This window comes from Pedobacter ghigonis (assembly GCF_903166585.1).
In the GTDB taxonomy this organism is placed as follows: Bacteria; Bacteroidota; Bacteroidia; order Sphingobacteriales; family Sphingobacteriaceae; genus Pedobacter; species Pedobacter ghigonis.
Window position 1 is genome coordinate 266414 of record NZ_CAESCM010000007.1, and the last position, 26458, is coordinate 292871.

At 38.2% G+C, this 26458-nt stretch carries 29 protein-coding genes; 13 read left to right on the forward strand and 16 right to left on the reverse strand.

The window, feature by feature from the left end:
* Window positions 1-50 precede the first annotated feature (50 nt).
* The 5 genes from HWV58_RS12470 to HWV58_RS12490 all read right to left on the reverse strand — a co-directional run bounded on the left by HWV58_RS12470 (window position 51) and on the right by HWV58_RS12490 (window position 6078).
* Window positions 51-710, reverse strand: a complete 660-nt coding sequence (locus tag HWV58_RS12470) for a CoA transferase subunit B (RefSeq protein WP_175634411.1) — start codon at window positions 708-710, stop codon at window positions 51-53.
* 102 nt (window positions 711-812) lie between these two features.
* Complete coding sequence (locus HWV58_RS12475; RefSeq protein WP_175634412.1) at window positions 813-1517, reverse strand: CoA transferase subunit A; 705 nt, start codon at window positions 1515-1517, stop codon at window positions 813-815.
* 299 nt (window positions 1518-1816) lie between these two features.
* Window positions 1817-2923 (reverse strand): PQQ-dependent sugar dehydrogenase, encoded by a 1107-nt coding sequence (locus tag HWV58_RS12480; RefSeq protein ID WP_175634413.1) that lies wholly within the window; start codon window positions 2921-2923, stop codon window positions 1817-1819.
* Between the two features lie 224 nt (window positions 2924-3147).
* On the reverse strand, window positions 3148-5526 hold the full coding sequence (locus tag HWV58_RS12485; RefSeq protein ID WP_175634414.1) for an endonuclease MutS2: 2379 nt from the start codon (window positions 5524-5526) through the stop codon (window positions 3148-3150).
* 3 nt (window positions 5527-5529) lie between these two features.
* The gene (locus HWV58_RS12490; protein ID WP_175634415.1) at window positions 5530-6078 is read right to left on the reverse strand and encodes a DUF4296 domain-containing protein; all 549 of its coding nucleotides are present in this window, start codon (window positions 6076-6078) and stop codon (window positions 5530-5532) included.
* 69 nt (window positions 6079-6147) lie between these two features.
* On the opposite strand from HWV58_RS12490, the gene HWV58_RS12495 reads away from it, so the two are divergent.
* The 4 genes from HWV58_RS12495 (at window position 6148) to HWV58_RS12510 (ending at window position 9903) form a co-directional block, all read left to right on the forward strand.
* On the forward strand, window positions 6148-6849 hold the full coding sequence (locus HWV58_RS12495; protein ID WP_175634416.1) for a YggS family pyridoxal phosphate-dependent enzyme: 702 nt from the start codon (window positions 6148-6150) through the stop codon (window positions 6847-6849).
* Window position 6850: 1 nt separating this feature from the next.
* Window positions 6851-7318, forward strand: coding sequence for a GNAT family N-acetyltransferase (locus tag HWV58_RS12500; RefSeq protein WP_175634417.1), 468 nt, complete (start codon window positions 6851-6853; stop codon window positions 7316-7318).
* 1 nt (window position 7319) lies between these two features.
* Window positions 7320-8582: an aspartate kinase gene (locus tag HWV58_RS12505; RefSeq protein WP_175634418.1), complete on the forward strand. Its 1263-nt coding sequence runs from the start codon at window positions 7320-7322 to the stop codon at window positions 8580-8582.
* A 136-nt stretch (window positions 8583-8718) separates the two neighbouring features.
* Window positions 8719-9903 (forward strand): THUMP-like domain-containing protein, encoded by a 1185-nt coding sequence (locus HWV58_RS12510; protein WP_175634419.1) that lies wholly within the window; start codon window positions 8719-8721, stop codon window positions 9901-9903.
* Window positions 9904-10003: 100 nt separating this feature from the next.
* Here HWV58_RS12510 and HWV58_RS12515 read toward each other — a convergent pair whose 3' ends face one another.
* The 4 genes from HWV58_RS12515 to HWV58_RS12530 all read right to left on the reverse strand — a co-directional run bounded on the left by HWV58_RS12515 (window position 10004) and on the right by HWV58_RS12530 (window position 12886).
* Window positions 10004-10201: a cold-shock protein gene (locus HWV58_RS12515; protein ID WP_115401531.1), complete on the reverse strand. Its 198-nt coding sequence runs from the start codon at window positions 10199-10201 to the stop codon at window positions 10004-10006.
* 210 nt (window positions 10202-10411) lie between these two features.
* Window positions 10412-11047 carry a peroxiredoxin gene (locus tag HWV58_RS12520; protein ID WP_124559248.1) on the reverse strand — a complete coding sequence of 212 codons (636 nt, stop codon included), beginning with the start codon at window positions 11045-11047 and terminating at the stop codon, window positions 10412-10414.
* Between the two features lie 166 nt (window positions 11048-11213).
* Window positions 11214-12311, reverse strand: coding sequence for a S1 family peptidase (locus HWV58_RS12525; RefSeq protein WP_175634420.1), 1098 nt, complete (start codon window positions 12309-12311; stop codon window positions 11214-11216).
* Window positions 12312-12319: 8 nt separating this feature from the next.
* Window positions 12320-12886 carry an RNA polymerase sigma factor gene (locus tag HWV58_RS12530; protein WP_090770976.1) on the reverse strand — a complete coding sequence of 189 codons (567 nt, stop codon included), beginning with the start codon at window positions 12884-12886 and terminating at the stop codon, window positions 12320-12322.
* 203 nt (window positions 12887-13089) lie between these two features.
* Between HWV58_RS12530 and HWV58_RS12535 the strand changes: the two genes are divergently transcribed.
* The 7 genes from HWV58_RS12535 to HWV58_RS12565 all read left to right on the forward strand — a co-directional run bounded on the left by HWV58_RS12535 (window position 13090) and on the right by HWV58_RS12565 (window position 16850).
* Window positions 13090-13308 carry a hypothetical protein gene (locus tag HWV58_RS12535; protein ID WP_039482470.1) on the forward strand — a complete coding sequence of 73 codons (219 nt, stop codon included), beginning with the start codon at window positions 13090-13092 and terminating at the stop codon, window positions 13306-13308.
* Window positions 13309-13457: 149 nt separating this feature from the next.
* Complete coding sequence (locus tag HWV58_RS12540) at window positions 13458-13676, forward strand: hypothetical protein (RefSeq protein WP_090770975.1); 219 nt, start codon at window positions 13458-13460, stop codon at window positions 13674-13676.
* A gap of 148 nt (window positions 13677-13824) precedes the next feature.
* The gene (locus HWV58_RS12545) at window positions 13825-14043 is read left to right on the forward strand and encodes a hypothetical protein (RefSeq protein ID WP_039482470.1); all 219 of its coding nucleotides are present in this window, start codon (window positions 13825-13827) and stop codon (window positions 14041-14043) included.
* 121 nt (window positions 14044-14164) lie between these two features.
* Window positions 14165-14389: a hypothetical protein gene (locus tag HWV58_RS12550; protein ID WP_175634421.1), complete on the forward strand. Its 225-nt coding sequence runs from the start codon at window positions 14165-14167 to the stop codon at window positions 14387-14389.
* 141 nt (window positions 14390-14530) lie between these two features.
* Window positions 14531-14728, forward strand: a complete 198-nt coding sequence (locus tag HWV58_RS12555; RefSeq protein ID WP_175634422.1) for a hypothetical protein — start codon at window positions 14531-14533, stop codon at window positions 14726-14728.
* Between the two features lie 136 nt (window positions 14729-14864).
* Window positions 14865-16211, forward strand: a complete 1347-nt coding sequence (gene purB / locus HWV58_RS12560; RefSeq protein WP_175634423.1) for an adenylosuccinate lyase — start codon at window positions 14865-14867, stop codon at window positions 16209-16211.
* Between the two features lie 87 nt (window positions 16212-16298).
* Window positions 16299-16850 (forward strand): NifU family protein, encoded by a 552-nt coding sequence (locus HWV58_RS12565; RefSeq protein WP_175634424.1) that lies wholly within the window; start codon window positions 16299-16301, stop codon window positions 16848-16850.
* 231 nt (window positions 16851-17081) lie between these two features.
* On the opposite strand, the gene HWV58_RS12570 is transcribed toward HWV58_RS12565, so the two are convergent.
* The 5 genes from HWV58_RS12570 to HWV58_RS12590 all read right to left on the reverse strand — a co-directional run bounded on the left by HWV58_RS12570 (window position 17082) and on the right by HWV58_RS12590 (window position 22524).
* Window positions 17082-17870: an inositol monophosphatase family protein gene (locus tag HWV58_RS12570; protein WP_175634425.1), complete on the reverse strand. Its 789-nt coding sequence runs from the start codon at window positions 17868-17870 to the stop codon at window positions 17082-17084.
* A gap of 61 nt (window positions 17871-17931) precedes the next feature.
* Window positions 17932-19080 carry a prolipoprotein diacylglyceryl transferase gene (locus HWV58_RS12575; RefSeq protein WP_175634426.1) on the reverse strand — a complete coding sequence of 383 codons (1149 nt, stop codon included), beginning with the start codon at window positions 19078-19080 and terminating at the stop codon, window positions 17932-17934.
* A gap of 323 nt (window positions 19081-19403) precedes the next feature.
* Window positions 19404-20726 carry a tRNA (N(6)-L-threonylcarbamoyladenosine(37)-C(2))-methylthiotransferase MtaB gene (gene mtaB / locus HWV58_RS12580; RefSeq protein ID WP_175634427.1) on the reverse strand — a complete coding sequence of 441 codons (1323 nt, stop codon included), beginning with the start codon at window positions 20724-20726 and terminating at the stop codon, window positions 19404-19406.
* A gap of 144 nt (window positions 20727-20870) precedes the next feature.
* Entirely contained in the window at window positions 20871-21440 is a 570-nt protein-coding gene (locus HWV58_RS12585; protein ID WP_175634428.1) for a UbiX family flavin prenyltransferase, read from the reverse strand.
* A 421-nt stretch (window positions 21441-21861) separates the two neighbouring features.
* A complete protein-coding gene (locus tag HWV58_RS12590) occupies window positions 21862-22524 on the reverse strand; it encodes a Crp/Fnr family transcriptional regulator (protein ID WP_175634429.1) in 663 nt (220 codons plus the stop codon).
* Window positions 22525-22802: 278 nt separating this feature from the next.
* On the opposite strand from HWV58_RS12590, the gene HWV58_RS12595 reads away from it, so the two are divergent.
* Entirely contained in the window at window positions 22803-24659 is a 1857-nt protein-coding gene (locus HWV58_RS12595; protein WP_175634430.1) for a PAS domain-containing sensor histidine kinase, read from the forward strand.
* An 18-nt stretch (window positions 24660-24677) separates the two neighbouring features.
* Here HWV58_RS12595 and HWV58_RS12600 read toward each other — a convergent pair whose 3' ends face one another.
* The gene (locus HWV58_RS12600; protein ID WP_175634431.1) at window positions 24678-24893 is read right to left on the reverse strand and encodes a hypothetical protein; all 216 of its coding nucleotides are present in this window, start codon (window positions 24891-24893) and stop codon (window positions 24678-24680) included.
* Between the two features lie 548 nt (window positions 24894-25441).
* Here HWV58_RS12600 and HWV58_RS12605 point away from each other — a divergent pair.
* A complete protein-coding gene (locus tag HWV58_RS12605) occupies window positions 25442-25648 on the forward strand; it encodes a DUF3606 domain-containing protein (RefSeq protein ID WP_175634432.1) in 207 nt (68 codons plus the stop codon).
* A gap of 45 nt (window positions 25649-25693) precedes the next feature.
* On the opposite strand, the gene HWV58_RS12610 is transcribed toward HWV58_RS12605, so the two are convergent.
* A complete protein-coding gene (locus HWV58_RS12610) occupies window positions 25694-26275 on the reverse strand; it encodes an HPP family protein (RefSeq protein WP_175634433.1) in 582 nt (193 codons plus the stop codon).
* Window positions 26276-26458: the final 183 nt, after the last annotated feature.

Below are 26458 nucleotides of genomic sequence, written 5' to 3' on the forward strand. Positions count from 1 at the left end.
ATACCGAGCAGAGTCGAAGTATTTACTAAACAACAATGGTATATTTCTCCTTAATCTAACCTCATTTCAGGAATTTCTCCTTCTACAACCAATCTACCGGCGGTACTTTGTTGTATAAATTCAATGCTTACGCCCGGTGCCCGCTCCAAAAGTTTAAAACCGCCTTCGGGCAAAACATCCAATACCGCCAGCTCTGTTACAATCTTTTTAATACATTTTACGCCTGTTAAAGGCAGCGTGCATTTCGGTAATAATTTACTTTCGCCAGCTTTGTTAATGTGCTGCATGGCCACAATGATATTTTTTGCCGAAGCTACCAGATCCATGGCTCCTCCCATGCCTTTCACCATTTTGCCAGGTATTTTCCAGTTGGCAATATCACCGTTTTCCGATACCTCCATGGCCCCTAGAATGGTCAGGTCTACCTTTTGCGCGCGAATCATCCCAAAGCTCATGGCCGAGTCGAAAATAGATGAACCTGGCAAAGTGGTAATGGTTTGTTTACCTGCATTGATTAAATCGGCATCTTCTTCCCCTTCAAACGGGAAAGGCCCCATGCCCAGCAAACCATTTTCGGATTGCAATACCACGTTTATTCCTTTTGGGATATAATTGGCCACCAGTGTGGGAATACCAATCCCAAGGTTAACATAGTAACCATCTTTTATTTCTTTAGCAATACGCTGTGCTATCTCTTCTTTTGAAAACATAAAATTGTAAATAAATGAATTTTGAATGGTAGAATTATGAATGATTGTTTGATTGATTGATTGAATAAGTGAATGTTCTAATCTCCTATTCGACTACCAAATTCAGACTTCGGACTTCCTAACCGTTCTTTGTTCAATCCTTTTTTCATAATCTTTCCCCTGAAAAATGCGGTGAACATAAATGCCCGGCGTATGGATATAATCGGGATCAAGCTCGCCTGCCTCTACCAGTTCTTCTACTTCGGCAATGGTGATTTTACCTGCCATGGCCATTACAGGGTTAAAGTTTCGGCTGGTAGAACGGAATATCAAATTTCCGGCAGTATCGCCTTTCCAGGCTTTCACAATGGCAAAATCGGCATCGAAAGCATATTCCATCAGGTAATCTTTGCCGTTAAAATTGCGGATTTCCTTACCTTCGGCTACCTCGGTACCCACGCCCGCTGGCGTAAAAATTGCAGGCATGCCATATCCGGCCGCTAAACAGCGTGTAGCTAATGTACCCTGCGGAATAAGATCAACCTCCAGTTCGCCACTCAGCAACTGTCTTTCAAATTCAGCATTTTCGCCTACATAAGATGAAATCATTTTTTTAACCTGGCGTTGTTTCAGCATCAAACCAATACCAAAATCATCAACCCCGGCATTGTTAGAAATACAAGTCAGTTGCTTCACCTGCTTCTTTACCAAAGCATTTATACAATTTTCAGGAATGCCACAAAGCCCGAAACCACCAAGCATAATGGTTGCTCCATCTGATATATCACGGATGGCTTCTTCGGCCCCAGATACCACTTTATTTATCATTTTACGAATTATTGGTTAGTGTGGCTAAATTACAAATTGCCTTCAAAATAGCAGTAATATAATTTTTAATTCGTTGAAGTAAAATTATTGATTGGAATTAATCTAAATAACTATTACCTTTGTGCTGCAATGATTTACGAGAGAGAAGATAATATATTCATACTGCCCACCGATCCTGAATTTCAAAAAGGGATGGGCTTTATATTCAGTTGTACTGCCGAGCACAAAAAATGCTGCGAAAAATTTAAAAAAGGCAAACGCTGTAAAAAATGCCCCGCGAATAAAAAAAAGAAATAAACTTATTTCGCAATTTCAATAATCTTATCGTCGCTTCCGTTACTGGTGCAAATATAAATTTTCCCTTCCGGTGATTGGGTTACGGCTCTGATCCGTCCGTAAGTATTTACATAAAAATCTTTAGTGTCTGTTATTTTTGTCTGGCCCACATCCAGTTTAAGCTGCATCAGCTTCGTTCCTTTTAACACGGCCAACAACAAAGAATTTTTAAACTGCGGAATGTAATCCGAATTATAATAAGCCAGGCCACTTGGTGCAATAGTTGGTGTCCAATTGATTAGCGGCTCCGCTACATTATTGGTTGAGCAGAAAGATTGCTCGCCGGTTTCATTACAAAAACCCTTTATGTTTGGCCAGCCATAATTCCGCCCTTTTTCAATTATATTAATTTCATCATCCGAATCAGGTCCGTGCTCAGAAGAAAATATTTTGTTCCCTACCTGAACCAATCCCTGTGCATTGCGATGCCCGAACGACCATACGGGGTTATTGGGATAAGGGTTATCGGCAGGAATTGATCCATCTAAATTAATCCGCAAAATTTTACCAGATACAGAGTTTATGTTTTGCGGAGTCGATGTATCAGAGGCATCGCCTGTGCTAATAAACAGCTTTCCACCACTGATCAGCAACCTCGATCCGTTATGAATAGATGATGCAGGAATCTGATCGAGCAAAACCAGTGGACTGGCTAAATTGTTTCCCGCATAAGTATACCGAACAACTTTAGCCTTGGAATTAGTTCCATAGCAATAAACCACATATACATATGGATTACTTGCAAAATCGGGATGTAAGGTCATACCAAGCAAGCCACCTTCGCCAGCTGTACGAACTCCTGAAATAGTCAATAATGGTGTGATTTGCCCTGAGGAAAGATTTAACCGACTGATTTTACCAGATTTTTCGGTAAACCAGATGAAATTATCCGGCCCATACACCATTTCCCAGGGAAGCTCTAAACCTGAAACAACAACTTTTGTCTTTAATTCAACATCCGGCAGATCGCCAGGATCTTCATTATTATTGTTGTTATTATTGTTGTCACCATTCTTTTTGCAAGTTGTGGTCAGCAGTACCACAACAAGGCAGATCAGGATTTTTTTCATCGCCGTAACGTTTTAAAAATAACAACGTTACGGCGATAAAGTTTTATTTTATTTATGCTTGCGCTCGTTTCTTACGAGTGCATAAATGGCTTTACAATTCAATCGTAAAAGGATTAAAATTTTGCTATTAAACAGACTCAGGTATAGTGTCGAAGGTAACGTCCAACACCACAATAGATCCCTCTTCCATCCTCCCTCTTCCATTTTCCATCACCCATCCTCTCCTAGTTCAAATAAACATAAGTAATACCATCTCCGCCTCTATCAGCATGTTCATCTTCCATCCTATTCACCTGACTGTATTTACGGAGATATTCCCTGATCATCTTTCTCAAAATACCATCACCTTTACCGTGGATCAGCTTAATTGAAGGGAAACCGAGCATAATCGCTTTATCCAAGTATTTTTCCACTTCAAACAATGCATCTTCAGTGCGTTTACCCCGTAAATCAAGCTCAGCCCTAAATCCCGAAACGGCCTCATTCATCCGGCCTGCAAAAGAATTTCCGCTGCTTTGAATTGCCTTTTTAGCTTCCTTATTGCTGATTTTTTGAACACGGTTTTTCTTAACAGTCGAACGTAAATCGCCAATGGCCAGTATCAGTTCGTTCCGGTTAATTTCCAGCACTTGTCCGGTAGTTTCGCTATCGTTAAACTTTACCCAGTCGCCAACTTCAACTTCGCCACCAACAACCACCTGTACTGGTTTTGGCCTTTCTTTAGGCACCGTATTTTTAACCAGTTCGCGTTGCAGGTTTTCACGGAGTTCTTTGGTAACCACTTTATCAGCTTGTTTTTCTTTAATTTCAGCGATGGTATTTTCTACCAGTCGGTTAGCATTTTTGATAATATTTTGTGCTTCCTGCTTCGCTTCTTTAATGAGTACCTTCCGGTTTTCTTCTAAAAACGATTTCAGTTTCTCGTTTTCAGCAACCAGATTTTTGGCTTTATTCTGCTGGTTAGCCAAACTTACTTTAGCGTCGTAAACATTTTTCTTCTCGCGTTCCAGATCAACAAGCATTGTATCTACACGGTTCTGGTTGGAACCTGTTTTCTCCTTTGCCAACTCGATCACTTCTTTGGGTAAGCCTATATTCTGTGCAATTTCGAAAGCATAAGAGCTACCCGGTTTGCCCATCTCCAAAACGTAAAGCGGTTTCATTTTAGCATTATCGAAAAGCATAGAGGCATTTTCCAGTCCGGGCGTATTGCCGGCAAAGAGTTTTAGATTGGAGTAGTGCGTGGTAATAACGCCCCTTACTTTCTTGTTGTTCAACACCTCTAAAACCGCTTCGGCCATGGGCCCGCCAAACTGCGGATCGGTACCTGTACCAAACTCATCAATCAGCACCATCGTTTTCGGCGAAGCGTGCTCTACAAAATAGCGCATCTTTTTTAAGTGGGCACTGTAGGTACTCAAATCGCTTTCAATCGATTGGTCATCGCCAATATCTGCGAAAATATTTTCAAAAATACCTACTTCGCTATTCGCATCCACCGGAATTAACAAGCCTGTTTGCAACATAATCTGCAGTAAACCAACTGTTTTCATACAAACCGATTTACCACCGGCATTTGGTCCTGAAACCAATACCACCCGTGTTTCTGCATCGATATGAATATTTAAAGGGGTAACGGTTTTCTTTTCTGCTGCAAAAGAGATCGATAGCAAAGGGTGCCTTGCATTAATCAGTTTTGTTTTCGGTTCTTTTAGCAGGCCTGGCATTTCGGCTTCTATATCCATGGCAAACAAGGCCTTGGCGCGTACAAAATCCAGTTTGGTTAAAAAGCCATGATACGAAAGCAACAAAGGCGAATAAGGTCGCAAATCGTCGGTTAAGGCAATCAGGATCTTAATAATTTCCCTGCGCTTATCGAATTCCAAATCGCGCAGTTTGTTATTTAAGGTAAATACCTCCTCCGGTTCGATATACACCGTTTGCCCCGTTGCCGATTCATCGTGTACAAAACCTTTCAGCTTACGCTTATTTTCTGCCAAAACCGGAATACACATCCGGCCATCGCGCACAGTTAAACTGCCGTCGGCTACCCAGTTATTGGCAATAGCCTGCTTATAAATCGAATCCATGCGCTTGCGCACATCTTGTTCCGTTCTCGAAATTGCCGTGGTAATCTCCTGCAGCTCTTTCGAAGCGTTGGGTTTAATCTTTCCCTTCGGATCGATTACCGTTTCTATTTTACGGAGGATATTTTTTTCAATAGGTAAATGCTCAAATAAAGCTTCGAGGGTTGGGTAAACTTCTGCCCTTTCTTCAAAAAAACGGAGTACCGAAAAAACCGTTTGTAGTGAGGTGTACACCTGAAACCATTCATCTTCTAAGAGATAGGTTCCTTCTACCCTGATTTTTTCGACCAGCGATTTAATATCAAAAAAAGTATTGATCTGCAAAGGCTCCTGGTTTTGCAGAATGCTTTTAAACTCGTTGGTTTGGCGTAAAAATTTATCGATTTGATCAAAACGGTTCATCACCTGCATCTTCTGCACCATTGCCTGCCCCATTGGGCTTAAACAATGTTTGCTTATCAGCTGCCTTATCTCTACAAAACCTAAACGTTCTAAACAATTTTCGGGATATAACATATTTTATAGTACTGCCGGAGCTACTTCTAAAGTCCCGGCCTTTTTAATTTTAATCAGCGAATCGGCCTCTTTTTTCTTTTTAGCAATTTCGGCTACCGCTTTAACCTTCGATAATGAATCGGGTTTCATCTTTTTCCGGATGGCAAGCGAATCGGCCTTAAATTTCTTTTTGATGGCTATCGAATCGGTTTTAAATATTTTCTCTTTAATTAATTTATCGGCCAAAGCAGTTCCTTTCTTCTGCGCAGCCAGCATTTTCTGGATGTTTTTGTACATCGCATCCAGCTCCTTGGGGTTAACATTGTACCACTTCAGGCTTTTATTGTATTGCGCCGAATCGGTTTCAAATTTTTTATAAATTCCCTTATAATAACCCGCTGCCACTTTCCGGGCCGAATCGGGAATGTAAATGGTAGACAGGTAACCATCTACAATATGCATATCGTACAAAATTTTTTCCATCTTATCAGGCTTTATAATATCGTCGGGCACGCCTGGCTTACAACCAAACCATAATACCGAGGTCATTAAAACCCATATTAGTCTCTTCATGCTGAATTAAAGTATTATTTTTTGCCCAAATTGCGGCAAGGTTATTAATTTTACCAAAAATAGTTATAAATGAGCATAGCTGATAATCTTAAACAATATAAAAACGAAGTCGAATCGGATGGTGTGAAACTGATTGCAGTTTCAAAAACACACCCTGTTGAGTCGATTTTAGAAGCGTACAATGCCGGACAGCGTGTTTTTGGCGAAAACCATGTACAGGAAATGGTTGATAAGCAGGCACAACTCCCGGCGGATATTGAATGGCACCTTATTGGCCATTTACAAACCAATAAAGTAAAATATATTGCACCTTTTGTTCAGCTGATCCATGGTGTAGACAGCATAAAACTACTTCAGGAAATCAACAAACAGGCTGCCAAACATAATCGCGTAATCGACTGCCTGTTACAGGTTTACATTGCTGATGAAGATACCAAATTCGGACTGGGTTTTGATGAGGTAGTAGAGCTTTTACGTGATGAAACCTATCCTGAATTAAAAAATATCCGCATCGTTGGTTTAATGGGCATTGCTACCAATACCAAAAACGAAAAACAGATTGCAATTGAATTTCATGAGCTTAAAGTGTTTTTTGATGGCATTAAAGTGAGTTTCTTCCGTAAAGATGATGCTTTTAAAGAAATCTCGACCGGCATGAGTGCTGATTATAAAATAGCCATTGAAGAAGGAAGTACAATGGTGCGCATAGGCAGCAGTATTTTCGGAAAAAGGGTTATTAAACATTTTAAATCAAACATTTCAGCTAATTAGTATGAATTTAAATATCAGATTCGCAGTAGCTGAAGATTGCCCGCGGTTATTGGCGTTAATTAACGAACTGGCCGTTTACGAACGCGCTCCCGAAGAGGTTACCGTAACCCTGGAGCATTTTGTAGATGCTGGTTTTGGTAAAAATCCCGTTTGGAAAGCTTTCGTTGCGGAGGTGGATGATGTTATTGTGGGCTTTGCCTTATATTATACGCGCTACTCTACCTGGAAAGGATGCCGGTTATACTTAGAAGATTTTATCGTAACCGAAGCTTTCCGGGGCAAGGGACTGGGTAAAATATTATTCGAAAAAGTAATTGAAGAAGCTAAAAACGGCAATTACAGTGGCATGGTTTGGCAGGTTTTAGACTGGAACGAACCTGCGATTAATTTCTACAACAAATACCAGGCACAATTAGAGAGCGGCTGGCTAAACGCGGCTTTAGCTAAAGAACAAATCAAGGCATTTTAGTATGGATATTTTTAAATTTGGAGGTGCTTCGGTAAAAAATGCTGAGGGAGTAAAAAATCTGGCCAATATTGTACGCGATTACAAGAAAGGCAACCTGCTTGTTGTGGTTTCGGCAATGGGCAAAATGACCGATAAACTGGAGGCACTTACGCAGGCCTACCTATCGCATAGCGAAAGTGCTCACGCAATTTTTGATGAGGTAAAGCATTTTCACTTTAACATTATCGAAGAGCTGTTTCAGGGCAAACCCAATTCGGTTTACGATGATGTAGCCAATACTTTTGTGGAAATTGACTGGCTGATTGAAGATGAACCCGACAATGACCACGATTACATTTACGATCAGATTGTATCGATTGGCGAGGTAGTTTCGACCAAAATTGTAGCAGCCTGGCTTAATGAAACCGGCAATAAAGCACTCTGGGCAGATGCCAGAAACTATATCCAAACCGACAATACCTACCGGGAAGGAAAGGTAGACTGGGCAAAAACCAACCAGATTATACAAAAAGACCTGGTTCCATTGCTAGACGAAAATATTATCGTTACACAAGGCTTTATCGGAGGAACCAGCGAAAATTATACTACCACCTTAGGTCGCGAAGGCTCTGATTATTCTGCAGCCATATTTGCTTCCTGCCTAAATGCCGCTGCTTTAACCATTTGGAAAGATGTTCCGGGGGTGTTAAATGCAGACCCAAAATGGTTTGATGAGACTGAGAAAATTGCACAACTTTCCTATCACGATGCCATAGAGCTGACCTATTATGGCGCTACTGTAATCCACCCTAAAACCATAAAACCTTTGCAAAACAAGGGGATTCCACTGTTTGTGAGATCATTTCTTACACCAGAAGGCGAAGGAACAGCTATTACAAAAGAAAACAACCCTTTGCCCATACCATCTTTCATATTTAAGATTAACCAGGCGCTGATTTCGATCTTCCCTAAAGACTATTCTTTTATTATCGAAGAAAACCTGAGCAATATTTTCGAGCTTTTCCATAACCACAAGATCAAAATCAATACGATGCTCAACTCGGCAATCAGTTTTTCGGTAAGTGTTGATGATCATCCTACTCAAATAGAAAGACTGATTAAAGATCTGTCAGAAGAGTTTACCGTAAAATACAACAAAGGCCTGGAACTGGTAACCATCCGTTATTACAATCAGCATACCATCGACCGGGTAACCGTTGATAAAGATATTTTATTGGAAGTAAAAAGCCGCCATACCTGTCAAATGGTGATGAAGAATAAGTAGGGAATTAGTAGCAAGTACAAGTATCAGTTATAAAGTCTCAAGATTGTTCATCTATACTTACTACCTGATACTTATTACTTAATACTCTTCACTACATACTTGCTACTTAATACTTGATACCCCAGCCCCCTCCACAATGAACAATAACCTTTTAGCAGCAGCCGTCCAACAATACATCAATGCAAACCTAACTGCAGATGTGAATCAGATTGCCCTGTCTAAAAGTCCATTTGAGGGAATTACATCGGGTGAACTCGCTACCCAGATTACCGCAAAAAAGAAATCGGAAAAGAAACTGCCTACCTGGTTCAAAACGGCCGATATCTACTACCCCCCTGTTCTTTCTATCGAGCAAACCTCTTCAGAAATTACGGCCCAATACAAATCAAAATTAGCTAAGGGCGAAAGTTTAATCGATATAACCGGGGGCTTTGGAGTGGATAGTTATTATTTCTCCAAACAAGTGACTAATGTAACCCATTGCGAAATCAACAGCGAACTTTCGGCAATTGCATGCTACAACGCCAAGGCATTAAATGCACATCATATTACTTTTGAGGCAACCGATGGCATTAACTACCTAAATGCAAGCGAAAAAAAAATCGACACCATTTATGTAGACCCGGCGCGAAGGGCTGAAAAAGGCAAGGTTTTTATGCTTAAAGATTGTACACCCGATGTGGTAAGTATAATCGATACTTTATTGGAAAAAGCACAACGCATTATTATCAAAACGGCCCCCTTGCTTGATATTTCTGCGGGCCTATCGGAGCTGAAACAGGTAAGTGAAATCCATATTGTAAGTGTAAAAAACGAATGCAAGGAGCTTTTGTGGGTAATAGATCGTGTATGTAATCAGGATACGCAGATTATTGCGGTAACTTTGAATGAAGCTGAAAAGCAATTTTCGTTTAAAAAATCGTCAATTCAGTCGCCAGTTGGCTTCTCTAACGAGCTCCAATCTTCTGGTTACCTTTATGAACCCGATGCTGCTTTATTAAAATCGGGTGCTTTCAATTTAATTGGCTCAACTTATGGTCTGCTAAAATTACATCCCCAAACGCAGCTATACACTTCTCCTGACATCAATAAAGCTTTTCCCGGGCGGATATTTCAGATAACAGAAATCCTTACTACTGCTGCGCTTAAAAAAGCTGGAAACTTAACAGGAAATGTGATCGTTAGAAATTATCCTGCAAAACCCGAAGACCTGGTAAAGAAACACAAAATTAAACCCGATAAGGATCAGTTTTTAATATTCACCAAGGTAGCAAGCGGAGATAATGTGATCCTAAAAGCTTCCATTATACAGTATTACTAACCGGGTTTCCAGCATCATGCTGAACTCGTTTGTAAAATACAAAAAGCCTTTCTTTACGGAAAGGCTCTTTGCAGGGATGAAGATATAAATATTGTATCGCTTAAACTTTCTTAACGTTTACTGCCTGTAAACCTTTTCTGCCTTCAGCTACTTCAAATTCTACTGCATCGTTCTCTTTCAAGCTTTCGATTCCACCTAAAACATCTTTAAAATGTACAAATAAGTCTTTATTGTCTTCTTGAACAATAAATCCAAAGCCTTTTTGCGTGTTAAACCATTTAACTTTTCCGGTTGCCATAAAAAAAATAAAAAATTGTATAAAATAAATAAACCCTTATGCTTTGATTCGCATTTAATTTAACCAATTGATCATTATCATCAATAAAACAATCAGATAAAGCGTTAATATTGAAACAAAACTACCAAATATAATAATTTGCAGATGTAATGCAATCCCAAATCGGCTATTCAACAAGAAAGTTGCGTAAGCGAGAAAATCGTTCTTAAATTACTTATTAGGCTGTGGCGTAGTACGTAAATATGGCTTTATTACCTGGTGTCCTTTCGGAAATTTAGCCGGAATATCTTCCGTTTTAATACTGTTCACTACAATTACGTCTTCACCATCTTTCCAATCAGCAGGTGTAGCTACGCTGTAATTAGCGGTAAGCTGCAATGAATCGATTACGCGTAATACTTCGTTAAAATTACGACCTGTAGATGCCGGGTAAGTAATCGTTAATTTTACTTTTTTATCGGGACTGATCACAAACAAAGATCTTACCGTTAAAGTTTCTGAGGCATTCGGGTGGATCATATCGTATAAATTAGCTACAGTTCTGTCAGGATCGGCAATAATCGGAAATTCGACAGATGTGTTTTGAGTCTCGTTAATATCGCTGATCCAGCCTTTATGAGATTCTGCCGAATCGACACTTAGAGCCAGTACTTTAACATTTCTTTTTTCGAACTCGCCCTTTAAAGCTGCCGTTCTGCCCAGCTCGGTAGTGCAAACCGGTGTGTAATCGGCAGGGTGTGAAAACAATACACCCCAGCTATCACCTAAAAAATCATAAAAATCTATTTCGCCAATTGAGGTATTGGCCTGAAAGTTTGGCGCGGTATCGCCTAGTCTTATACTCATAACAATAATATTTAAAAGTTGATTAAAACAAATCTAAACAATACTATAGTAAATACATAGACATAATATTATTTTCAGACGTATAAATTACAAATCAAACAAAAAACCCTGCAGAAATGAATCAGCAGGGTTTAAGCATATTAATTTATTTGGGGGGTTATTCAGCTTAGTATACTTTGATCATGAAAACATAATCCTCAAGCTTCTCGATCTGTTTAGTCCGTTTCAAACCCGACAACAAACTTTTCTTGTTAGCACTTAATCTGTTTACACCCAACGAATCTTGTGGAATTGCCCTCATGGCTTCCAGAATATATTTTGATTTAATCGCAAATGCAGCTCCTTCTGTCTGGTCTTGTTTACCACTGATGATACCAACCAAATTTCCGTTGTTATCTAAAAGCGGACCGCCACTATTGCCCGGATTAACCAGTATAGACACCTGATATTGAGTCGTATCGCCAACAAACCCACTTCTCGAACTTACAGAGCCTTCGCCCAATACAATATCATCTTTAGGATAACCTAAAGTATATACGTTTTCGCCAATGCTGCTTAAACTCTTTTTAATGGTATAAGGAATAGTAGATAAACCATTAAAATGTTTATCACTTATTTTAAGGATAGCGATATCATTCTGAGGATCAGTGTAAACAGATTTTACTTTAAAAGATTCGCCCTTACTGTTCTGCACATATAAAGAATCTGCTCCATTTACCACATGAAGATTGGTTAGAATATATCCGTTTGTAGAAACCGCAAAACCGGTACCGCCAAAATTACCCGGATTAGGTTTTTTAGGCGAATTGTGCATTGTACTTGCTTTAACATCAAGAACCAAGTTATTTTGTGACTGTTTTACACGCGATATCTCTCTACTCATTTTCTCGTAGATTGCTTCCTGCTTGTTATTGTGCTGAATGGAGTAAATCGATACCAGCGACAATACAATAAAAGAAGCTGCAACCGCCACAACAGATTTATTTTTTCTCCAAAGCTGAACAATCTTAGATGGATGCGGCCTTAATGCATCAGCAAGGCTTTCTACATCAATTTCGGCATGGATATGATTTAACTGCTCTTTTAAACGTACCTGTTCGGCAAAAGCTTCCATAGATTCTAAAAAGAATTTATGCGAAACCACCTTATGATCTACAGTGGCATCATTGCGACGTAACTGTTCAAAGGCCTCAGTTTCCTGCGGATTAAGTTTACCTAAAAGATAATCTTCAATAATTGCATCTAACTCCAAATCGTTTCTCATTTCAATTACTAGTGTTGAAAAAATAATTTCTTTAACCGTTGCAGGCACTTATATTTCTGTGTTTTGGCATTATCCGTATTGGTATAGCCAAACTTTTCGCAAATATCCTGCATGGATAAATTGTGGATATAAAAATCCTGAATAATGGTTTTACAAGGTTCGCCAAGGTGTTCGAGCGCCGATTGCATCTTTACAAACTGAAGATCTTTCTCTTCATGTTGTTCTACATCCTCCTCTACAGCAAACACATCTTCATAATCAGTAATGTTGCCGGCTTTTTTGCTGTTCAGGTTAAGTTTCTTTAACCAAATGCGCCTGCACACCGAATAAATATATGTTTTAAGCTTACTGCTCAATTCAAAATTGCCTTCCTTAACTTTGTTATACAAAATAATGATGGCCTCCTGATATACATCTTTTGCATCATCTTCATCCCCGTTATTATTGAGGATAAACTGCAAAACCATTGCATAATAGCCCTTGTATAACTTGTTAAGCGTATCTGCTGAGTTATTTAGAATACCTAAAATAACCTCTCTATCTGTTGGAACTGAACTCTTTAAACTGTTATTCACTAGTTAATACATTTTTCTATAAATAGTAACCCAATATTAGACAAAAAAATATTTATAGCTACTATGCTGCTTAATACAATCTTGATACCCGGGGTAACCCAAAGCCTGCGAAAAAAAATATTTTAACTTTTTTTCAAATTATCGGGTTACCTTTTTACCTTTGCGGCATTAACAGGAAATTAATTACTTAAAAAATTCAAAAAATGAAAAATGCATTCAAATTAGGCTTTTTAGCTTTAGCTTTATCTTTATCAGTTGTTGCTTGTAACTCAGAAAAAAAAGCTGAAGGTGCTGATACTACTTTAACTGATTCTTCTACTATCGTTACTGATACTACTGCAAAAGATACTACAGTTAAAGATTCTACAGTTAAAGATACAGCTGTAAAAACTACTACTACTACAACTGAAGTTAAACACTAGTCTTAACTTTACCATAAAAAAAGGCCTTGAATTAATTTTCAAGGCCTTTTTTATTTTTATTTATTTTTTTTTCAATTTACCGGGTTACCTTTTTCATTTACCCGTATTAAGAGTGTAAATTAATTAATTACTTAAAAAAAACTTCAAAAATGAAAAATGCATTCAAATTAGGCTTTTTAGCTTTAGCTTTATCTTTATCAGTTGTTGCTTGTAACTCAGAAAAAAAAGCTGAAGGCGCTGATACTACTGTAACTGATTCTTCAACTATCGTTACTGATACTACTGCAAAAGATACTACAGTTAAAGATTCTACAGTTAAAGATACAGCTGTAAAAACTACAACTACTACAACTGAAGTTAAACACTAGTCTTAACTTTAACATACAAAAAATGGCCTTAAATTAATTTTTAAGGCCATTTTTTATTTTATTTAATTTTTTTTCAGTTTACCGGGTTACCTTTTCCGATTTCGCGTATTAAGTACGAATTAATTAATTACTTAAAAAAACTTCAAAAATGAAAAATGCATTCAAATTAGGCTTTTTAGCTTTAGCTTTATCTTTATCAGTTGTTGCTTGTAACTCAGAAAAAAAAGCTGAAGGCGCTGATACTACTTTAACTGATTCTTCAACTATCGTTACTGATACTACTGCAAAAGATACTACAGTTAAAGATTCTACAGTTAAAGATACTGCTGTAAAAACGACTACAACTACAACTGAAGTTAAACACTAGTCTTAACTTTAAGCATACAAAAGCCCTTGAATTAACTTTCAAGGGCTTTTTTTTATCTTACGGGTTACCTTTTCCAATTCGGGGCATTAAAAGTATATTTTAACCCTAAAACAAAATCAACATGAAAAATGCATTCAAATTTGGCTTTTTAGCCCTTGCTTTATCACTTACCATTGCAGCTTGTGGCGGATCAGGAAAAAAAGCAGAAGGTACAGGCGATACTACCGTTACAGATTCATCAACAATTATAACTGATACTACAGCAAAAGACACTACAGTGAAAGATTCTACAGTAAAAGACACTGCTGTTAAAACCACAACCACCACAACAGAAGTAAAACACTAGTATATTTCTAAAATAACACCGAAAAAAGCTTTGATTTCACAATCAAAGCTTTTTTTTTATTTATAGCGGGTTACTTTTTTTAAGTTTTTTGTATAAATTAGTAAGTAATTAATTTAAAAAAACCACTACAAATTAAAAAACATGAAAAATGCATTCAAATTAGGCTTTCTAGCGCTTGCTTTATCTCTATCAGTTGTTGCCTGTAAATCAGAAAAGAAGGATGGCGCAGTAGATTCTTCTAAAGTAGACTCTACAGTAGTTGATACCACTGTAAAAGATACTACTGTGAAAGATTCAACAGTAAAAGATACTTTAGCAACAGATACTACTAAAAAATAGTAGCTTCGGTTAACCTAATAAAAAGGCTTCAGGTAAAACTGAAGCCTTTTTTGTTTTTAATCTGAATTCTTTAGCTTTTAAATCTCTTAAAATCCATCAATTGTAGTAAATTTGCGGCAAAAATATAATCCGCATAATGAATTTAACATCACTACAAGCTATTTCACCTGTTGATGGTCGTTACAGAAAAACTACCGAAAATTTAGCTGCTTACTTTTCAGAAGAAGCGCTGATTAAATACCGTGTTTTTGTAGAAATCGAATATTTTATCGCCCTTTGCGACATCAACCTGCCTGGCTTGCAGAACTTTGATAAAAATCTTTATGCCGAATTGCGTAAAATACACGAAAATTTCTCAGAAGCTGATGCTTTAGAAATTAAAGAAACTGAAAAAGTTACCAATCACGACGTTAAAGCGGTTGAGTATTTCATCAAAAGTAAATTTGATGGCTTATCGCTTCAAAATTATAAAGAGTTTATCCATTTTGGCTTAACCTCACAAGACATTAACAACACAGCCATTCCTTATTCAATTAAGCTGGCTTTGAACGAAAGTTATTACCCTGCAATTGCCGAACTGATTGCCAAAATAAACGCGCTGGCTACCGAATGGAAAGAAGTTCCGATGTTGGCACACACGCATGGTCAGCCGGCCTCTCCAACCAAACTGGGTAAAGAGTTTTTGGTATTTGCCGAGCGTTTGAGCATTCAGGTAGAAAATTTAAAAGCTATCCCGAACAGTGCCAAATTTGGTGGCGCTACCGGAAACTTTAACGCACACCACATTGCTTACCCTGATGTGAACTGGGTTGATTTCTCGAACCAGTTTGTAAACGAAACTTTAGGCTTAAGTCGCGCGCAGCACACCACACAAATTGAACACTACGATCAGTTTGCAGCACAGTGCGATGCTTTAAAACGCATTAACAACATCATCATCGATTTAGACCGCGATATCTGGACCTATATCTCTAAAAACTATTTCAAACAAAAAATAAAAGCAGGAGAAATCGGTTCATCGGCCATGCCACATAAGGTTAACCCAATCGATTTTGAAAATGCCGAAGGTAATGCTGGTATCGCAAATGCTTTATTCGAGTTTTTTGCAGCTAAACTACCTATTTCGCGTTTACAAAGGGATTTGACCGACTCGACCGTTTTAAGAAATGTGGGTGTTCCTTTTGGACATACTTTAATAGCCATCAATGCTACATTAAGGGGCCTTAACAAAATTTTACTTAACGAAGCAGCTTTACACGCCGATTTAGACGAAAACTGGGCAGTTGTTGCAGAAGCTATACAAACGGTATTGCGCAGGGAAAATTTCCCTAACCCTTACGAGGCTCTAAAAGAACTAACGCGTACAAACTCAAAAATTAATGCAGCAAGCATTGCCGAATTTATTGAGGGCTTGGCGGTAACACAAGCAGTAAAAGCACAGTTAAGAACGATTACGCCGTTTAATTATACTGGTATTTTCTAATCAAATTAAATTGACGCTAAGCAGACAGCCGCGCCACGTTTTATTAAACATGAATTGTTAATTTTGTTTATTCAAATTGATTAGGACATGACCATTAACGTATATACAGAACAAACTCCAAACCCGGCTACCATGAAATTCATGGTAAATAAGCTGTTGATAAATGGTAGCGAAGATTTTGCGACTAAAGAAAGTGCAGAACACTCGCCATTTGCCAAGGAGTTATTTAAATTTAGTTTTGTTTCTGGTGTTTTCTTCGCCAGTAACTTTGTTACCATTACCAAAACAGACGACGCTGAGTGGGCTGACATTGAAGCCATTTTAAAGGAGTTTGTTAAAGGAGCTGTTGAATCTGAATTAAAAATTAAAGAAGCAACTGCAGATGAAGTACCAACTTTTGAGGGTACAGAAACTGAAATTAAAATCCAGCAAATTTTACATGACTACGTTCGTCCGGCGGTTGAGCAGGATGGCGGTGCCATTACTTACAAATCATTTGATGAGGGTGTGGTTACCGTAGAATTACGTGGCTCTTGCAGCGGTTGTCCGTCGTCTACCATTACGCTTAAATCGGGTATTCAGAATTTGTTACAAAGAATGGTACCGGAAGTAACCGAGGTAGTTTCGGAAGCTTTATAATTGCGCATTTTTCATTATACATAAAGAAAGAGGGTTTGCTAATTAGTAAACCCTCTTTTGTTTTTAAGCTGTTTTAAAGAAATCAATTATTTCCCGCAGATAGCGCAGATTCAGTCGCAGATTTAAAATTTCAGGTTTTGCTGATCTGGTAGCTATAAGATTTATTTTAGCATCTCTTTAATTCGTATGAGACCCTGAAATAAATTCAGGGTGACGATGGCGAGTAAATTACTAAAAATGTCTTTTAATGGCCTCCAGCATTTCTGCTGTTAATTTGCCATTGGTTGCCAGAATTTCCCTTTTTTCGAAGTAATTGTTACCACCCGAGAAGTCGAAAACTTCGCCACCTGCCTGTTGCACAATGAAACAGCCAGCTGCAAAATCCCATTGTTGCAGGTTGTATTCGAAAAAGGCATCAAAGCGCCCACAAGCGGTATACACCAAATCGATTGCAGCGGCACCAATTCGGCGAACACCATGGCTTTTCTGCATCATTTCGGCCAATAACTTTAAATATTTATCCTGGTTATCGAACTGGTAATAAGGGAAGCCTGTGGCTAGCAAACTCGATTTCAAATCGGGATTAACAGACACTTTAATTTCTTTCTTATTTAAAAATGCATTACCACCTTTAAAAGAATAGAACATTTCGGCTCTGTTCAGTTCGTAAACGACTCCAACAACAGGTAAACCATCTTCGTACAACGCTACACTAATCCCATAAGCTGGAATGCCGTGAATAAAATTAGTGGTTCCATCCAACGGATCGATAATCCAGGTATAGGTTTTACCTACCCTGCTAATCGTTTTTTCTTCGGTGATAAAACCGGCATCAGGAATCAGTTTTTCGAGGTTCTGAACCAGTTTCTGTTCTGCAGTTTTATCTACATAAGAAACCATATCGTTCAAACCTTTGTATTCAATTTTTTGTGCATCGAACTGCATGGCTTCTTTACGGATAAAATTTCCGGTAAGCCTTACAATAGCAATCACCTTATTGCATATTAATTCGTAATTCATAACTGTTGAACAAAAACCGCAATGGGTTGTTGGGTATAAAATGAATTTAAAAGAAAGTAATTTAAGCCAGTTTATTCTTGTTTCTTAAGGCATAAGCGCTTAAAGCTATACCACCTACAACCAGAAAAGTTGAAATCATTTCTGCCTGGGTAAAAGATAAACCGAACACATGGTATTTTGAGTTTACACGGATTAATTCAACACAGAAGCGTTCAAGACCGTTTAAAATCATGTAGATCCCAAACATTAAACCCGGTGCTTTTATTTTATCTCTGATGCTCCATAGAAAAGCAAAAAGTATTAAACAGATAATCACTTCGTAAATTGGCGTTGGATATACGCCCTGGGCCAGTTCGTTGCAAAATTTACCGCTACAACCCGGAATCGGAATGCCCTCTCCTACCACATTATTGGGGTATTTGTAAGACCATAACCAATCTGGCAGCCATGAAAATGGTTTTGGATTAGCATTAACAATCCCCCAGTCGCCATCGCCAGCCATGTGGCAGCCAATACGACCTACAGCATAAGCCAGCATCATTCCCGGCCCGCCCACATCGAGCATATGCAAAGGTTTAATGCCGTTTTTTCTGGCAATGATTAATACTGCAGCACCGCCACAAATTAAGCCTCCGTAAAAGGTTAAACCACTAAATGATAAAAGCCTTTCGATAGGATGTTGCACAAAATCATCCCAATATTCTAAATTATCAAAGAATTTAGCGCCTAAAAAGCCCCAAATGGCTGCCCAAACTATCAGGTTGCTCATTATTTGGTATGGGTGAACGGTAACCTGGGTTTCTTTGGGTTTATCTAACTTGTGCTTGTTTTTCTCGGTATAATCCCAATAAGCAAATAAACCGGCAAAAAATAATCCGCCAATAATATTTCCTTTAGCCGACATTAAAACCGACTGTGCATCGTTTACAAAAAGCTTATAGTTTAAAAATGCATAAACCAGCTTATAGCCAATCACAAAGCCAAAAAGACCATTCATAATCAGCTCTGTAGTTGTGGCAGGTTTGCCTATAACAATCGTTTTTTTAATCGGCTGAAGAATGCCTAATGCTTCTTTGCGTTTAAGCTCTTTTGTAAATGCCCAATAGCCAGCTACAAATGCTAGTGCTACAAAAACACCAAAAGTGTTAAAGGGAAGCGGCAGGTTAATTCCGAATAAATACTCTAAGAAATGTGAAACGGTAGGAAACATACAAATTATTTGTTGCGAAGATAGGAAAGAAAGAGTAAAGACCAAAGCCAAAAGGCTAAAGGTGAAAGTAGAAAAACTAAAGTGGAAAGCTTAGATGTGCTTAGGTGTCTGAGGTGGTTAAAAGACCGAAATTCCGGAAGTCGGAGATCTGAAGATCAAAGCTTAAAGACTAAAGCGGAAAACTAAAAGATTTCTCGGCTACACTGCGCTTCCACTCGAAATGACGATCATGGTGAATGAAGAAACTAAACTACAAACTCTGAAAGGTATGAAATGCATATGAAACCAAGCATCGGAGATAGAACGCGCGACTTCTGACTTTCTTAATGATGCGCGTAGGTGGTTTCCAGTTCGGCTACTTCCACTTCCCCGTCGGCAGTAATGGCTACAAGTTTAACTGCTTTTAGCTCATTAACCATTACAGGATCGTATTTGGCACGTACTTTTACATAGTTTTTGGTAAAACCATGCATGTAGCCCGATTTTTGATCGGCTTCGAAAAGTACCTCGGCATCGCTGCCAATCTGCGATTCGTAGAAAGCCCTCCGCTTTTTATCAGACAGGATATGAAGCATTTTACTACGTTCGTTTCGCTCGCTACCTGCCACCACACCTTTCATTTCGGCAGCAGCAGTTAGTTCTCGCTCCGAATAGGTAAATACGTGTAGATAAGAAATATCCAATCCGTTTAAAAACTGGTAAGTATCTAAGAAATCTTCTTTGGTTTCGCCAGGGAAGCCCACAATCACATCAACACCTATACAGCAATGTGGCATTACTTCTTTAATTTTAGCTACACGTTCCACATATAAATCCCTGCGGTAACGCCGGCGCATTAAGCCGAGGATTTTATCAGAACCCGATTGCAAAGGAATATGAAAATGCGGCACAAATCTTTTCGATGTAGCCACAAACTCAATAATTTCGTTGCTTAACAAATTGGGTTCAATGGATGAAATCCGAATCCTTTCAATGCCTTCAACTTCATCAAGGGCCTTTACCAGATCAAAGAATTTATCTTCGCGTTCCCCATTGCGGATTCCAAAATCGCCAAGGTTTACCCCTGTTAGCACAATTTCTTTCACACCGCTTTCGGCAATCATTTTGGCGCGGTTAACCACATTTTCAATGGTATCGCTACGGCTTGCTCCACGGGCCAAAGGAATGGTGCAATAAGTACAAGGATAATCGCAACCGTCCTGCACTTTTAAAAAAGTACGGGTCCTATCTCCAATCGAATAAGAAGCAATAAAATTGTGGTTTACCTTTTCGATATTCTGCTGGTGCACCACCGCTTTAGGCTGTTTGGTTAAATCGCTGATATACTCAACAATCCTGAATTTTTCGGCTGCCCCCAAAACCATATCAACGCCTTCTATTTCGGCAATTTCTTGTGGTTTTAACTGCGCGTAGCAACCTACAATGGTTACAAAAGCATTTGGAGAATATTTTAAAGCCTCTTTAACCACTTTACGGCATTTTTTGTCCGCATGGTCGGTAACAGAGCAGGTATTGATCACATAAACATCGGCCTGATCCTGAAATTCTACAACAGCATAACCTGCATCGGTAAATAAACGACCGATGGTAGAGGTTTCAGAGAAATTGAGTTTACAACCTAATGTATAAAATGCGACCTTTTTCATTGAGGGTGCAAAGATAAGAAATTTGTTCGGAATTAGGCTTTTAGAATGGCTTTAGCATACAAATTACAGTGAGATAACAATACATCCAGCGATTTTCACTGGCAGGCCATTGCCTGCTGCAAAAGGCCAATTGCTAAACAGAAACTACTTTTCCTGCCAACGGTAGCTTTCCTGCTCGAAGCCAGCCAAATCCAAAACCCGGCTAATTACTGTACCGGCAACTTCTTCAATTGTTTTGGGTAAACTGTAGAACGATGGGTTTGCGGGGCAAATAATACCACCTGCCTCGGTAACGGTTTTCATGTTGTTGATGTGGATTAAACTAAAAGGTGTATCGCGTACTACTGCAATCAGTTTCCTGCGTTCTTTCAGGATTACATCGGCAGCTCTGGTAATTAAATCATTAGAAATACCATGTGCAATGCGCCCCAGTGTCCCCATTGAGCAGGGCACAATAATCATGGTATCGTACTTTGCCGAACCTGAAGCAAAGGGTGCATTAAAATCGTTTTTACTGTAAAATTTAAATTCGGTAAAATGATTGTAGTCCTGGTTCCCCAGTTCGAATTGCCACACTTCTTTGGCGTTATCACTCATCACCACCCCTACTGCTTCGATCTGATCTTTTAGTTTCGATAACTGGCTAAGCAGTACTTTTGCATAAACTGAACCGCTGGCACCTGTAACTGCCACAATCACTTTCTTTTTAACCATAAAAACAAAAGTAGGCTTTCTGAAGTTATAAAAACAAAAAAGGGCCAGAACAATGTTCTGACCCTACATCTACCTATGAAAAACATACCCTCGAAAGGGTAAGAACAAATATATATAAATTTTTAAAAAAATGTAAGCAAGAAATGTTAAATCGTATAAATGACGTTTTTTAATCGAAAATAAAATATAACACACTGATTACTAATACAATAATTTTCAAAAAAAATACACAAAAATCATTTTTAAGCCTAAAAATCGCCAACTTAAGACACCATATTCAAAAAATGTGTATTACAAATTAGTCGAAATAAAGAAATATAGCGTTACAACTAAAAAACGCGTTAAAATTTCGACATGTTTTCTTTACATTTTTTTTACTTTAAAATAATACTAAAATTGAGCATAACTGACTAAAAGACGCTTACACTCCGGGAAGTATCAATAACAAATTAAAACAGGATATAGCGGCCATTTTACACCTGATGCGGCTTAGGGTTTCTACCCGCATACAAAGAAAAGAAGCAATATATTTTAAACCTACCCGGTTTACCAGATCGGGATAGGATTGTATAAAACGGATATATTTTTTTTCTGCAGTTAGTAATCTCGAGATCAGGGCTCTTTCACAAGACTGGAAATAATGAAGCTGGACAATTTTCCGCCCGATATAATTTGCAATATGATCAATATTATAAAGTTGCCCGTACAGATTGTAAGGTACAGCAACCGCTTCTACATCTTCTAAAGCCTGTATATATTCATCAACCGGCTTCTTAGCTTCATTAGTATTGTATACATTGCCTATCAGCTCGTTTTCGCGGGCAATCCATGTCGTAATTTCCTCCTTATCATCCTTCATGTAGCCACGGGCAACACCTTTAACAAGCAGGTAGGCATATTCATTCCGATGCAGAGGCGAGGATATAAATTTATTTTTTTTAAAAACAACCGGAAAAGTATACTGATTGATAAAATACTCTATCTCGGGAGTTAAATCGTGATATGATCTAAAAAATGTAATTAATGGCGAAAATCCATTGAAAGTCCGCCACTTATCTAAAACATGTTTTTTTTCGGGATTCATGATTTCAGTTAAAGCGTAATTGCAATTTAAAAATAAAGGGCATTTAAAATATAAACGACTCCTCAGCAAACACACTTATGCCAAAAATGTTTGCGATAAAAAACATTTTTACCTAAAAAATCAAGCTTAAAAATAAGATGAAACCTATTTAAAATTCGAGAAAACACGTTTTTCTTACAATTTAGACCAGATTGTATGATAATATTACGCCAATGATAACAATTTGGTTGCTGATTAGGTGACTAACGGTTATATTTGAATAAGCGTGAATCAAACTTATGATAGACTTAACTTCGTCCCTACTAAAAGCCTTATTAAAACATGCTCATAACCCAATAATTATCTTTAAAATAAAGCCATTATTGGTTGTTGTAGAACATAACGACGCTTATCGGGCTTTGATTGCACGCATAGGAGGAAATTTAAAGTTTTATGATGTAGATATTATTCCAACTTTGCTATCGGATTCGGAAAGGGATTTATTGATTAGTACAGTACAGGAAGTAAGCGAGCTTAAAAAACAAACCAGCCTGGTTATTCACCCCATTTACTCCAATTCGCCAAATGTTAAGTGGGAATTAGAGTTTTCGCCTGTATTGCAGGATAGCTGTCCGGCAGAATATATCATCTGCTCATTAAAGGAAATTCCGCTTAATGAAAATAACCTCGAGCGGATTTTATTCGAACTATCTGAAAGCGAAACCCGGTTCAGGGGCTTTTTTGAACAGGCCCCATTAGGTATGTGCGTTTTAAGAGGTACTGATCTGGTAACAGAATATGCCAATGATAATATTTTAAAACTTTGGGGCAAAACAAGAAAAGAAGTAATCGGGATACCGCAAGAGCAGGCCAGGCCCGAACTCGCCCAGCAAAGGCCAATATTAAATCGTGTAAAAGAAATTTTCAGAACTGGTGAGCCTTTAACCATTAATGAAATAAAAATTTCGACCGCTGTATTTGATGGCTATTTTGTTGCCATGTACCAGCCCTTGAAAAATGACAAAAATGAGGTTACACGTGTTTTGGCCATCATTAAAGATATTACGGAGGAAGTAAATTTTAAAAAAGAGCTTTTAAAAGCGAAAGATATTTTAAAACTGGCCATGGATGCTTCGGAAATGGGCTCGTGGAATGTAGATCTGGAAAGTAAAAAGGTACTTTTATCGGAACGTGCACAGCAGATTTACGAACTGGAAAGCAACCGCATGGGAATTGAAGAAGCCAAAGACTTAATTGCCGAGCAAGATATCGAATTTCTTTCGGGTAGTATACGCAAAGCGCTGCACAACCGATCGGCCTTTAATGTTGAGTACCAGATTAACCTTAAAGGGTCTGCAAAGAAAACAAAGTGGCTGAGAACAGCCGGTAAGGCTTACTACAATGCAGATGGCAAACCTATGTACATTGCAGGCGCAGTTTTAGATATTACTGAGCACAAACAGGATGAAATCAGAAAGAATGATTTTATTGGTATGGTTAGCCACGAACTTAAAACTCCGCTAACCTCTTTAAGCGCGTATGTACAACTTTTACAATTTAAACTTAAGGAAACAGAAAATGCTTTTGCTATTGATACGCTTGATAAGGTAAACCTTCAATTGAAGAGAATGTCGTTAATGATCGATGGCTTTCTGAATGTTTCGTTGCTGGAATCGGGCAAGATTTTATTGAATAAGACAAATTTCGATCTGATTGCCTTAATTAAAACTATTGCAGAAGAAAACAGAATGGTGCTCCCAAGCCATTTTATACAGGTAATCGGCTTAGAACAAACGATAGTAAATGCTGATATGGAAAAAATTGGCAACGTAATTAGTAACCTGATTGGAAACGCAGCCAAGTATTCTAAAAAAGATTCGTTTATTGCCATTAAATGCGAAAGAGTAGATGCAGAAATAATAGTGAGCGTGGAAGATGAAGGCATTGGCATTAAGGAAAACAATATACCAAAACTCTTCGACAGGTTTTTTCGCGTAGATAGCGTAGTTACCAAAACAATTTCGGGTTTTGGTGTGGGATTATACATCTGTGCCGAGATTATTAAAAGGCACGAAGGAAAAATATGGGTAGAAAGTAAATTTGGAAAAGGATCTACATTTTATTTTAGCCTGCCTGCAGAAGAACAGCTTACATAAGCTTAAACATAACCTGGATTAAATAGATATTTCTATCTTTTCGGGCACAACTTTAACTGCCACCAGGCCCGAATTTCCTAAATCAATTTCAAAAATCACTTTCATATTCAAAGCAATCTGACCGGAGGTTTCATCTAGCTGAAACTGAATATCCTGACAATTTTCATCGATAATGGTACCCACGCCATTTTCAACGTCAATATGGATAATCTCTCCCCTTCTTCTATCGTCCATTTCCAAAATAATAAGTCCACAAATAATCAACAATTATAGTTAATTTACGTATAATTAAAAATACATAATTTAAAATAATTGCACAACTTTTAGTTGTACAGCTTGGTTTGTTTTTTACTAAAACGAATTAATAACACCAAAACGCATTATTGGTTTAGCATTATTTGCCAGCAATTAAATTACTAACTGAGAATCAGCAATTTATTTTTCGCTTCATGGAAAAACGTTTTACCAAAAATATTTTAACTAACTGCATTACAGCTTGTTATTGTAAATAAAAAAAACTAATTTTATCACATTGAGATGGCTTAATAAACTGAATCCCAAATTTCCTTTCAATTGAGCATTTCATCATGTTTTGTTTATTAGCATTCACAAGGGTATAGCTGGCTAATCAGGACTATTTTTTTCTGATAAAGCTATTGATTCGGATAAACCGGAGCAGCTTAAGCTGACGCTTATGCATTGAGTGATAAGTGAAAACCCATGAAGGGAATGCGAATCGAAGTCAGGTTATTACAGTTATTTATAAATTAATTATCGCGACTATGGAAAATCCCAACCAAGCCAAAGGTATTCAAGACGAAATTATCTTGTTATCAGAAGAAAAAGACCGCAATTATTGGGCAAACCGCCTTGGCGTTTCTTCGGAAGCATTAAAATCGGCTGTAAGAGCTACAAGGTGTATCACCTTACATCAAATAACTGCTTATTTAAGTCAGCAAAAGAAAAACCTGTCGGTACCTAATTCGTAGGTTGCCAAACAGCATATTTTTCTAAAACATGTAATGAGGGTTCGCTTAACGGCGATATCTGTGCCACACCCTATACCATTTTTTATTAATGGGATAGCTTCTTTGTGATGTACGGTTATTAACAAAAATGGCAACCACTAATAAAATAACAGCGCCTGTTAATACCGGACTCAATACGTAGAGGTAGCCCAACGACTGGATTTTCGGTGAGCCAATATTGGCAATGAGTGCTGTTGCCCCTCCCGGAGGATGCAGGGTTTTGGTAATCTGCATTAATACGATGGATAGTGCTACAGAAAGTGCCGAGGAAAGCCAAAGCTCGCCCGGAATAAGTTTATGGATGGTTACCCCAACCAGCGCACAAACCACATGCCCGCCAATTAAATTACGTGGTTGTGCCAGCGGACTATTGATTATACCATAAATAAGCACTGATGATGCGCCGAAAGATCCAATTATAAACAGATTATCGTAAGCGGTATAGTATTTAGAATTGAGTAAGCCCATAATGGCGATCCCCAGAAAAGCACCTATAAATGTCCAGAAGTGCTCTTTAAAATCAATTAAGGTTTCTTTATAGACTATATATTTTGCGGTACGATAATGCCTCCTAATTCGTTTTCTCATGATCTTTGGATAAGGAGCCGCAAAATTAATAAATTATCAGGTTTACGATGAATTTGATCGAGTAAGAAGCAGGGGATTAGTTTCCCTGCTGTCTCCTCACACCACCGTACGTACCGTTCGGTATACGGCGGTTTGTCAGAATAACTTCGTTTGGTGTGTCGTTTTCCAATAGTAATAATTACC

Bases quoted from the DNA above. Each gene is read 5' to 3' on its own strand.
- purB (WP_175634423.1), top strand. From the start codon at position 14,865: ATGAATTTAACATCACTACAAGCTATTTCACCTGTTGATGGTCGTTAC.
- HWV58_RS12510 (WP_175634419.1), top strand. From the start codon at position 8,719: ATGAACAATAACCTTTTAGCAGCAGCCGTCCAACAATACATCAATGCA.
- HWV58_RS12490 (WP_175634415.1), bottom strand. From the start codon at position 6,078: ATGAAGAGACTAATATGGGTTTTAATGACCTCGGTATTATGGTTTGGT.
- HWV58_RS12525 (WP_175634420.1), bottom strand. From the start codon at position 12,311: ATGAGAAACGATTTGGAGTTAGATGCAATTATTGAAGATTATCTTTTA.
- HWV58_RS12600 (WP_175634431.1), bottom strand. From the start codon at position 24,893: ATGGACGATAGAAGAAGGGGAGAGATTATCCATATTGACGTTGAAAAT.
- HWV58_RS12595 (WP_175634430.1), top strand. From the start codon at position 22,803: ATGATAGACTTAACTTCGTCCCTACTAAAAGCCTTATTAAAACATGCT.
- HWV58_RS12520 (WP_124559248.1), bottom strand. From the start codon at position 11,047: ATGAGTATAAGACTAGGCGATACCGCGCCAAACTTTCAGGCCAATACC.
- HWV58_RS12570 (WP_175634425.1), bottom strand. From the start codon at position 17,870: ATGAATTACGAATTAATATGCAATAAGGTGATTGCTATTGTAAGGCTT.
- HWV58_RS12585 (WP_175634428.1), bottom strand. From the start codon at position 21,440: ATGGTTAAAAAGAAAGTGATTGTGGCAGTTACAGGTGCCAGCGGTTCA.
- HWV58_RS12505 (WP_175634418.1), top strand. From the start codon at position 7,320: ATGGATATTTTTAAATTTGGAGGTGCTTCGGTAAAAAATGCTGAGGGA.
- HWV58_RS12495 (WP_175634416.1), top strand. From the start codon at position 6,148: ATGAGCATAGCTGATAATCTTAAACAATATAAAAACGAAGTCGAATCG.
- HWV58_RS12540 (WP_090770975.1), top strand. From the start codon at position 13,458: ATGAAAAATGCATTCAAATTAGGCTTTTTAGCTTTAGCTTTATCTTTA.
- HWV58_RS12470 (WP_175634411.1), bottom strand. From the start codon at position 710: ATGTTTTCAAAAGAAGAGATAGCACAGCGTATTGCTAAAGAAATAAAA.
- HWV58_RS12485 (WP_175634414.1), bottom strand. From the start codon at position 5,526: ATGTTATATCCCGAAAATTGTTTAGAACGTTTAGGTTTTGTAGAGATA.
- HWV58_RS12535 (WP_039482470.1), top strand. From the start codon at position 13,090: ATGAAAAATGCATTCAAATTAGGCTTTTTAGCTTTAGCTTTATCTTTA.
- mtaB (WP_175634427.1), bottom strand. From the start codon at position 20,726: ATGAAAAAGGTCGCATTTTATACATTAGGTTGTAAACTCAATTTCTCT.
- HWV58_RS12550 (WP_175634421.1), top strand. From the start codon at position 14,165: ATGAAAAATGCATTCAAATTTGGCTTTTTAGCCCTTGCTTTATCACTT.
- HWV58_RS12545 (WP_039482470.1), top strand. From the start codon at position 13,825: ATGAAAAATGCATTCAAATTAGGCTTTTTAGCTTTAGCTTTATCTTTA.
- HWV58_RS12475 (WP_175634412.1), bottom strand. From the start codon at position 1,517: ATGATAAATAAAGTGGTATCTGGGGCCGAAGAAGCCATCCGTGATATA.
- HWV58_RS12500 (WP_175634417.1), top strand. From the start codon at position 6,851: ATGAATTTAAATATCAGATTCGCAGTAGCTGAAGATTGCCCGCGGTTA.
- HWV58_RS12515 (WP_115401531.1), bottom strand. From the start codon at position 10,201: ATGGCAACCGGAAAAGTTAAATGGTTTAACACGCAAAAAGGCTTTGGA.
- HWV58_RS12575 (WP_175634426.1), bottom strand. From the start codon at position 19,080: ATGTTTCCTACCGTTTCACATTTCTTAGAGTATTTATTCGGAATTAAC.
- HWV58_RS12555 (WP_175634422.1), top strand. From the start codon at position 14,531: ATGAAAAATGCATTCAAATTAGGCTTTCTAGCGCTTGCTTTATCTCTA.
- HWV58_RS12610 (WP_175634433.1), bottom strand. From the start codon at position 26,275: ATGAGAAAACGAATTAGGAGGCATTATCGTACCGCAAAATATATAGTC.
- HWV58_RS12565 (WP_175634424.1), top strand. From the start codon at position 16,299: ATGACCATTAACGTATATACAGAACAAACTCCAAACCCGGCTACCATG.
- HWV58_RS12590 (WP_175634429.1), bottom strand. From the start codon at position 22,524: ATGAATCCCGAAAAAAAACATGTTTTAGATAAGTGGCGGACTTTCAAT.
- HWV58_RS12605 (WP_175634432.1), top strand. From the start codon at position 25,442: ATGGAAAATCCCAACCAAGCCAAAGGTATTCAAGACGAAATTATCTTG.
- HWV58_RS12480 (WP_175634413.1), bottom strand. From the start codon at position 2,923: ATGAAAAAAATCCTGATCTGCCTTGTTGTGGTACTGCTGACCACAACT.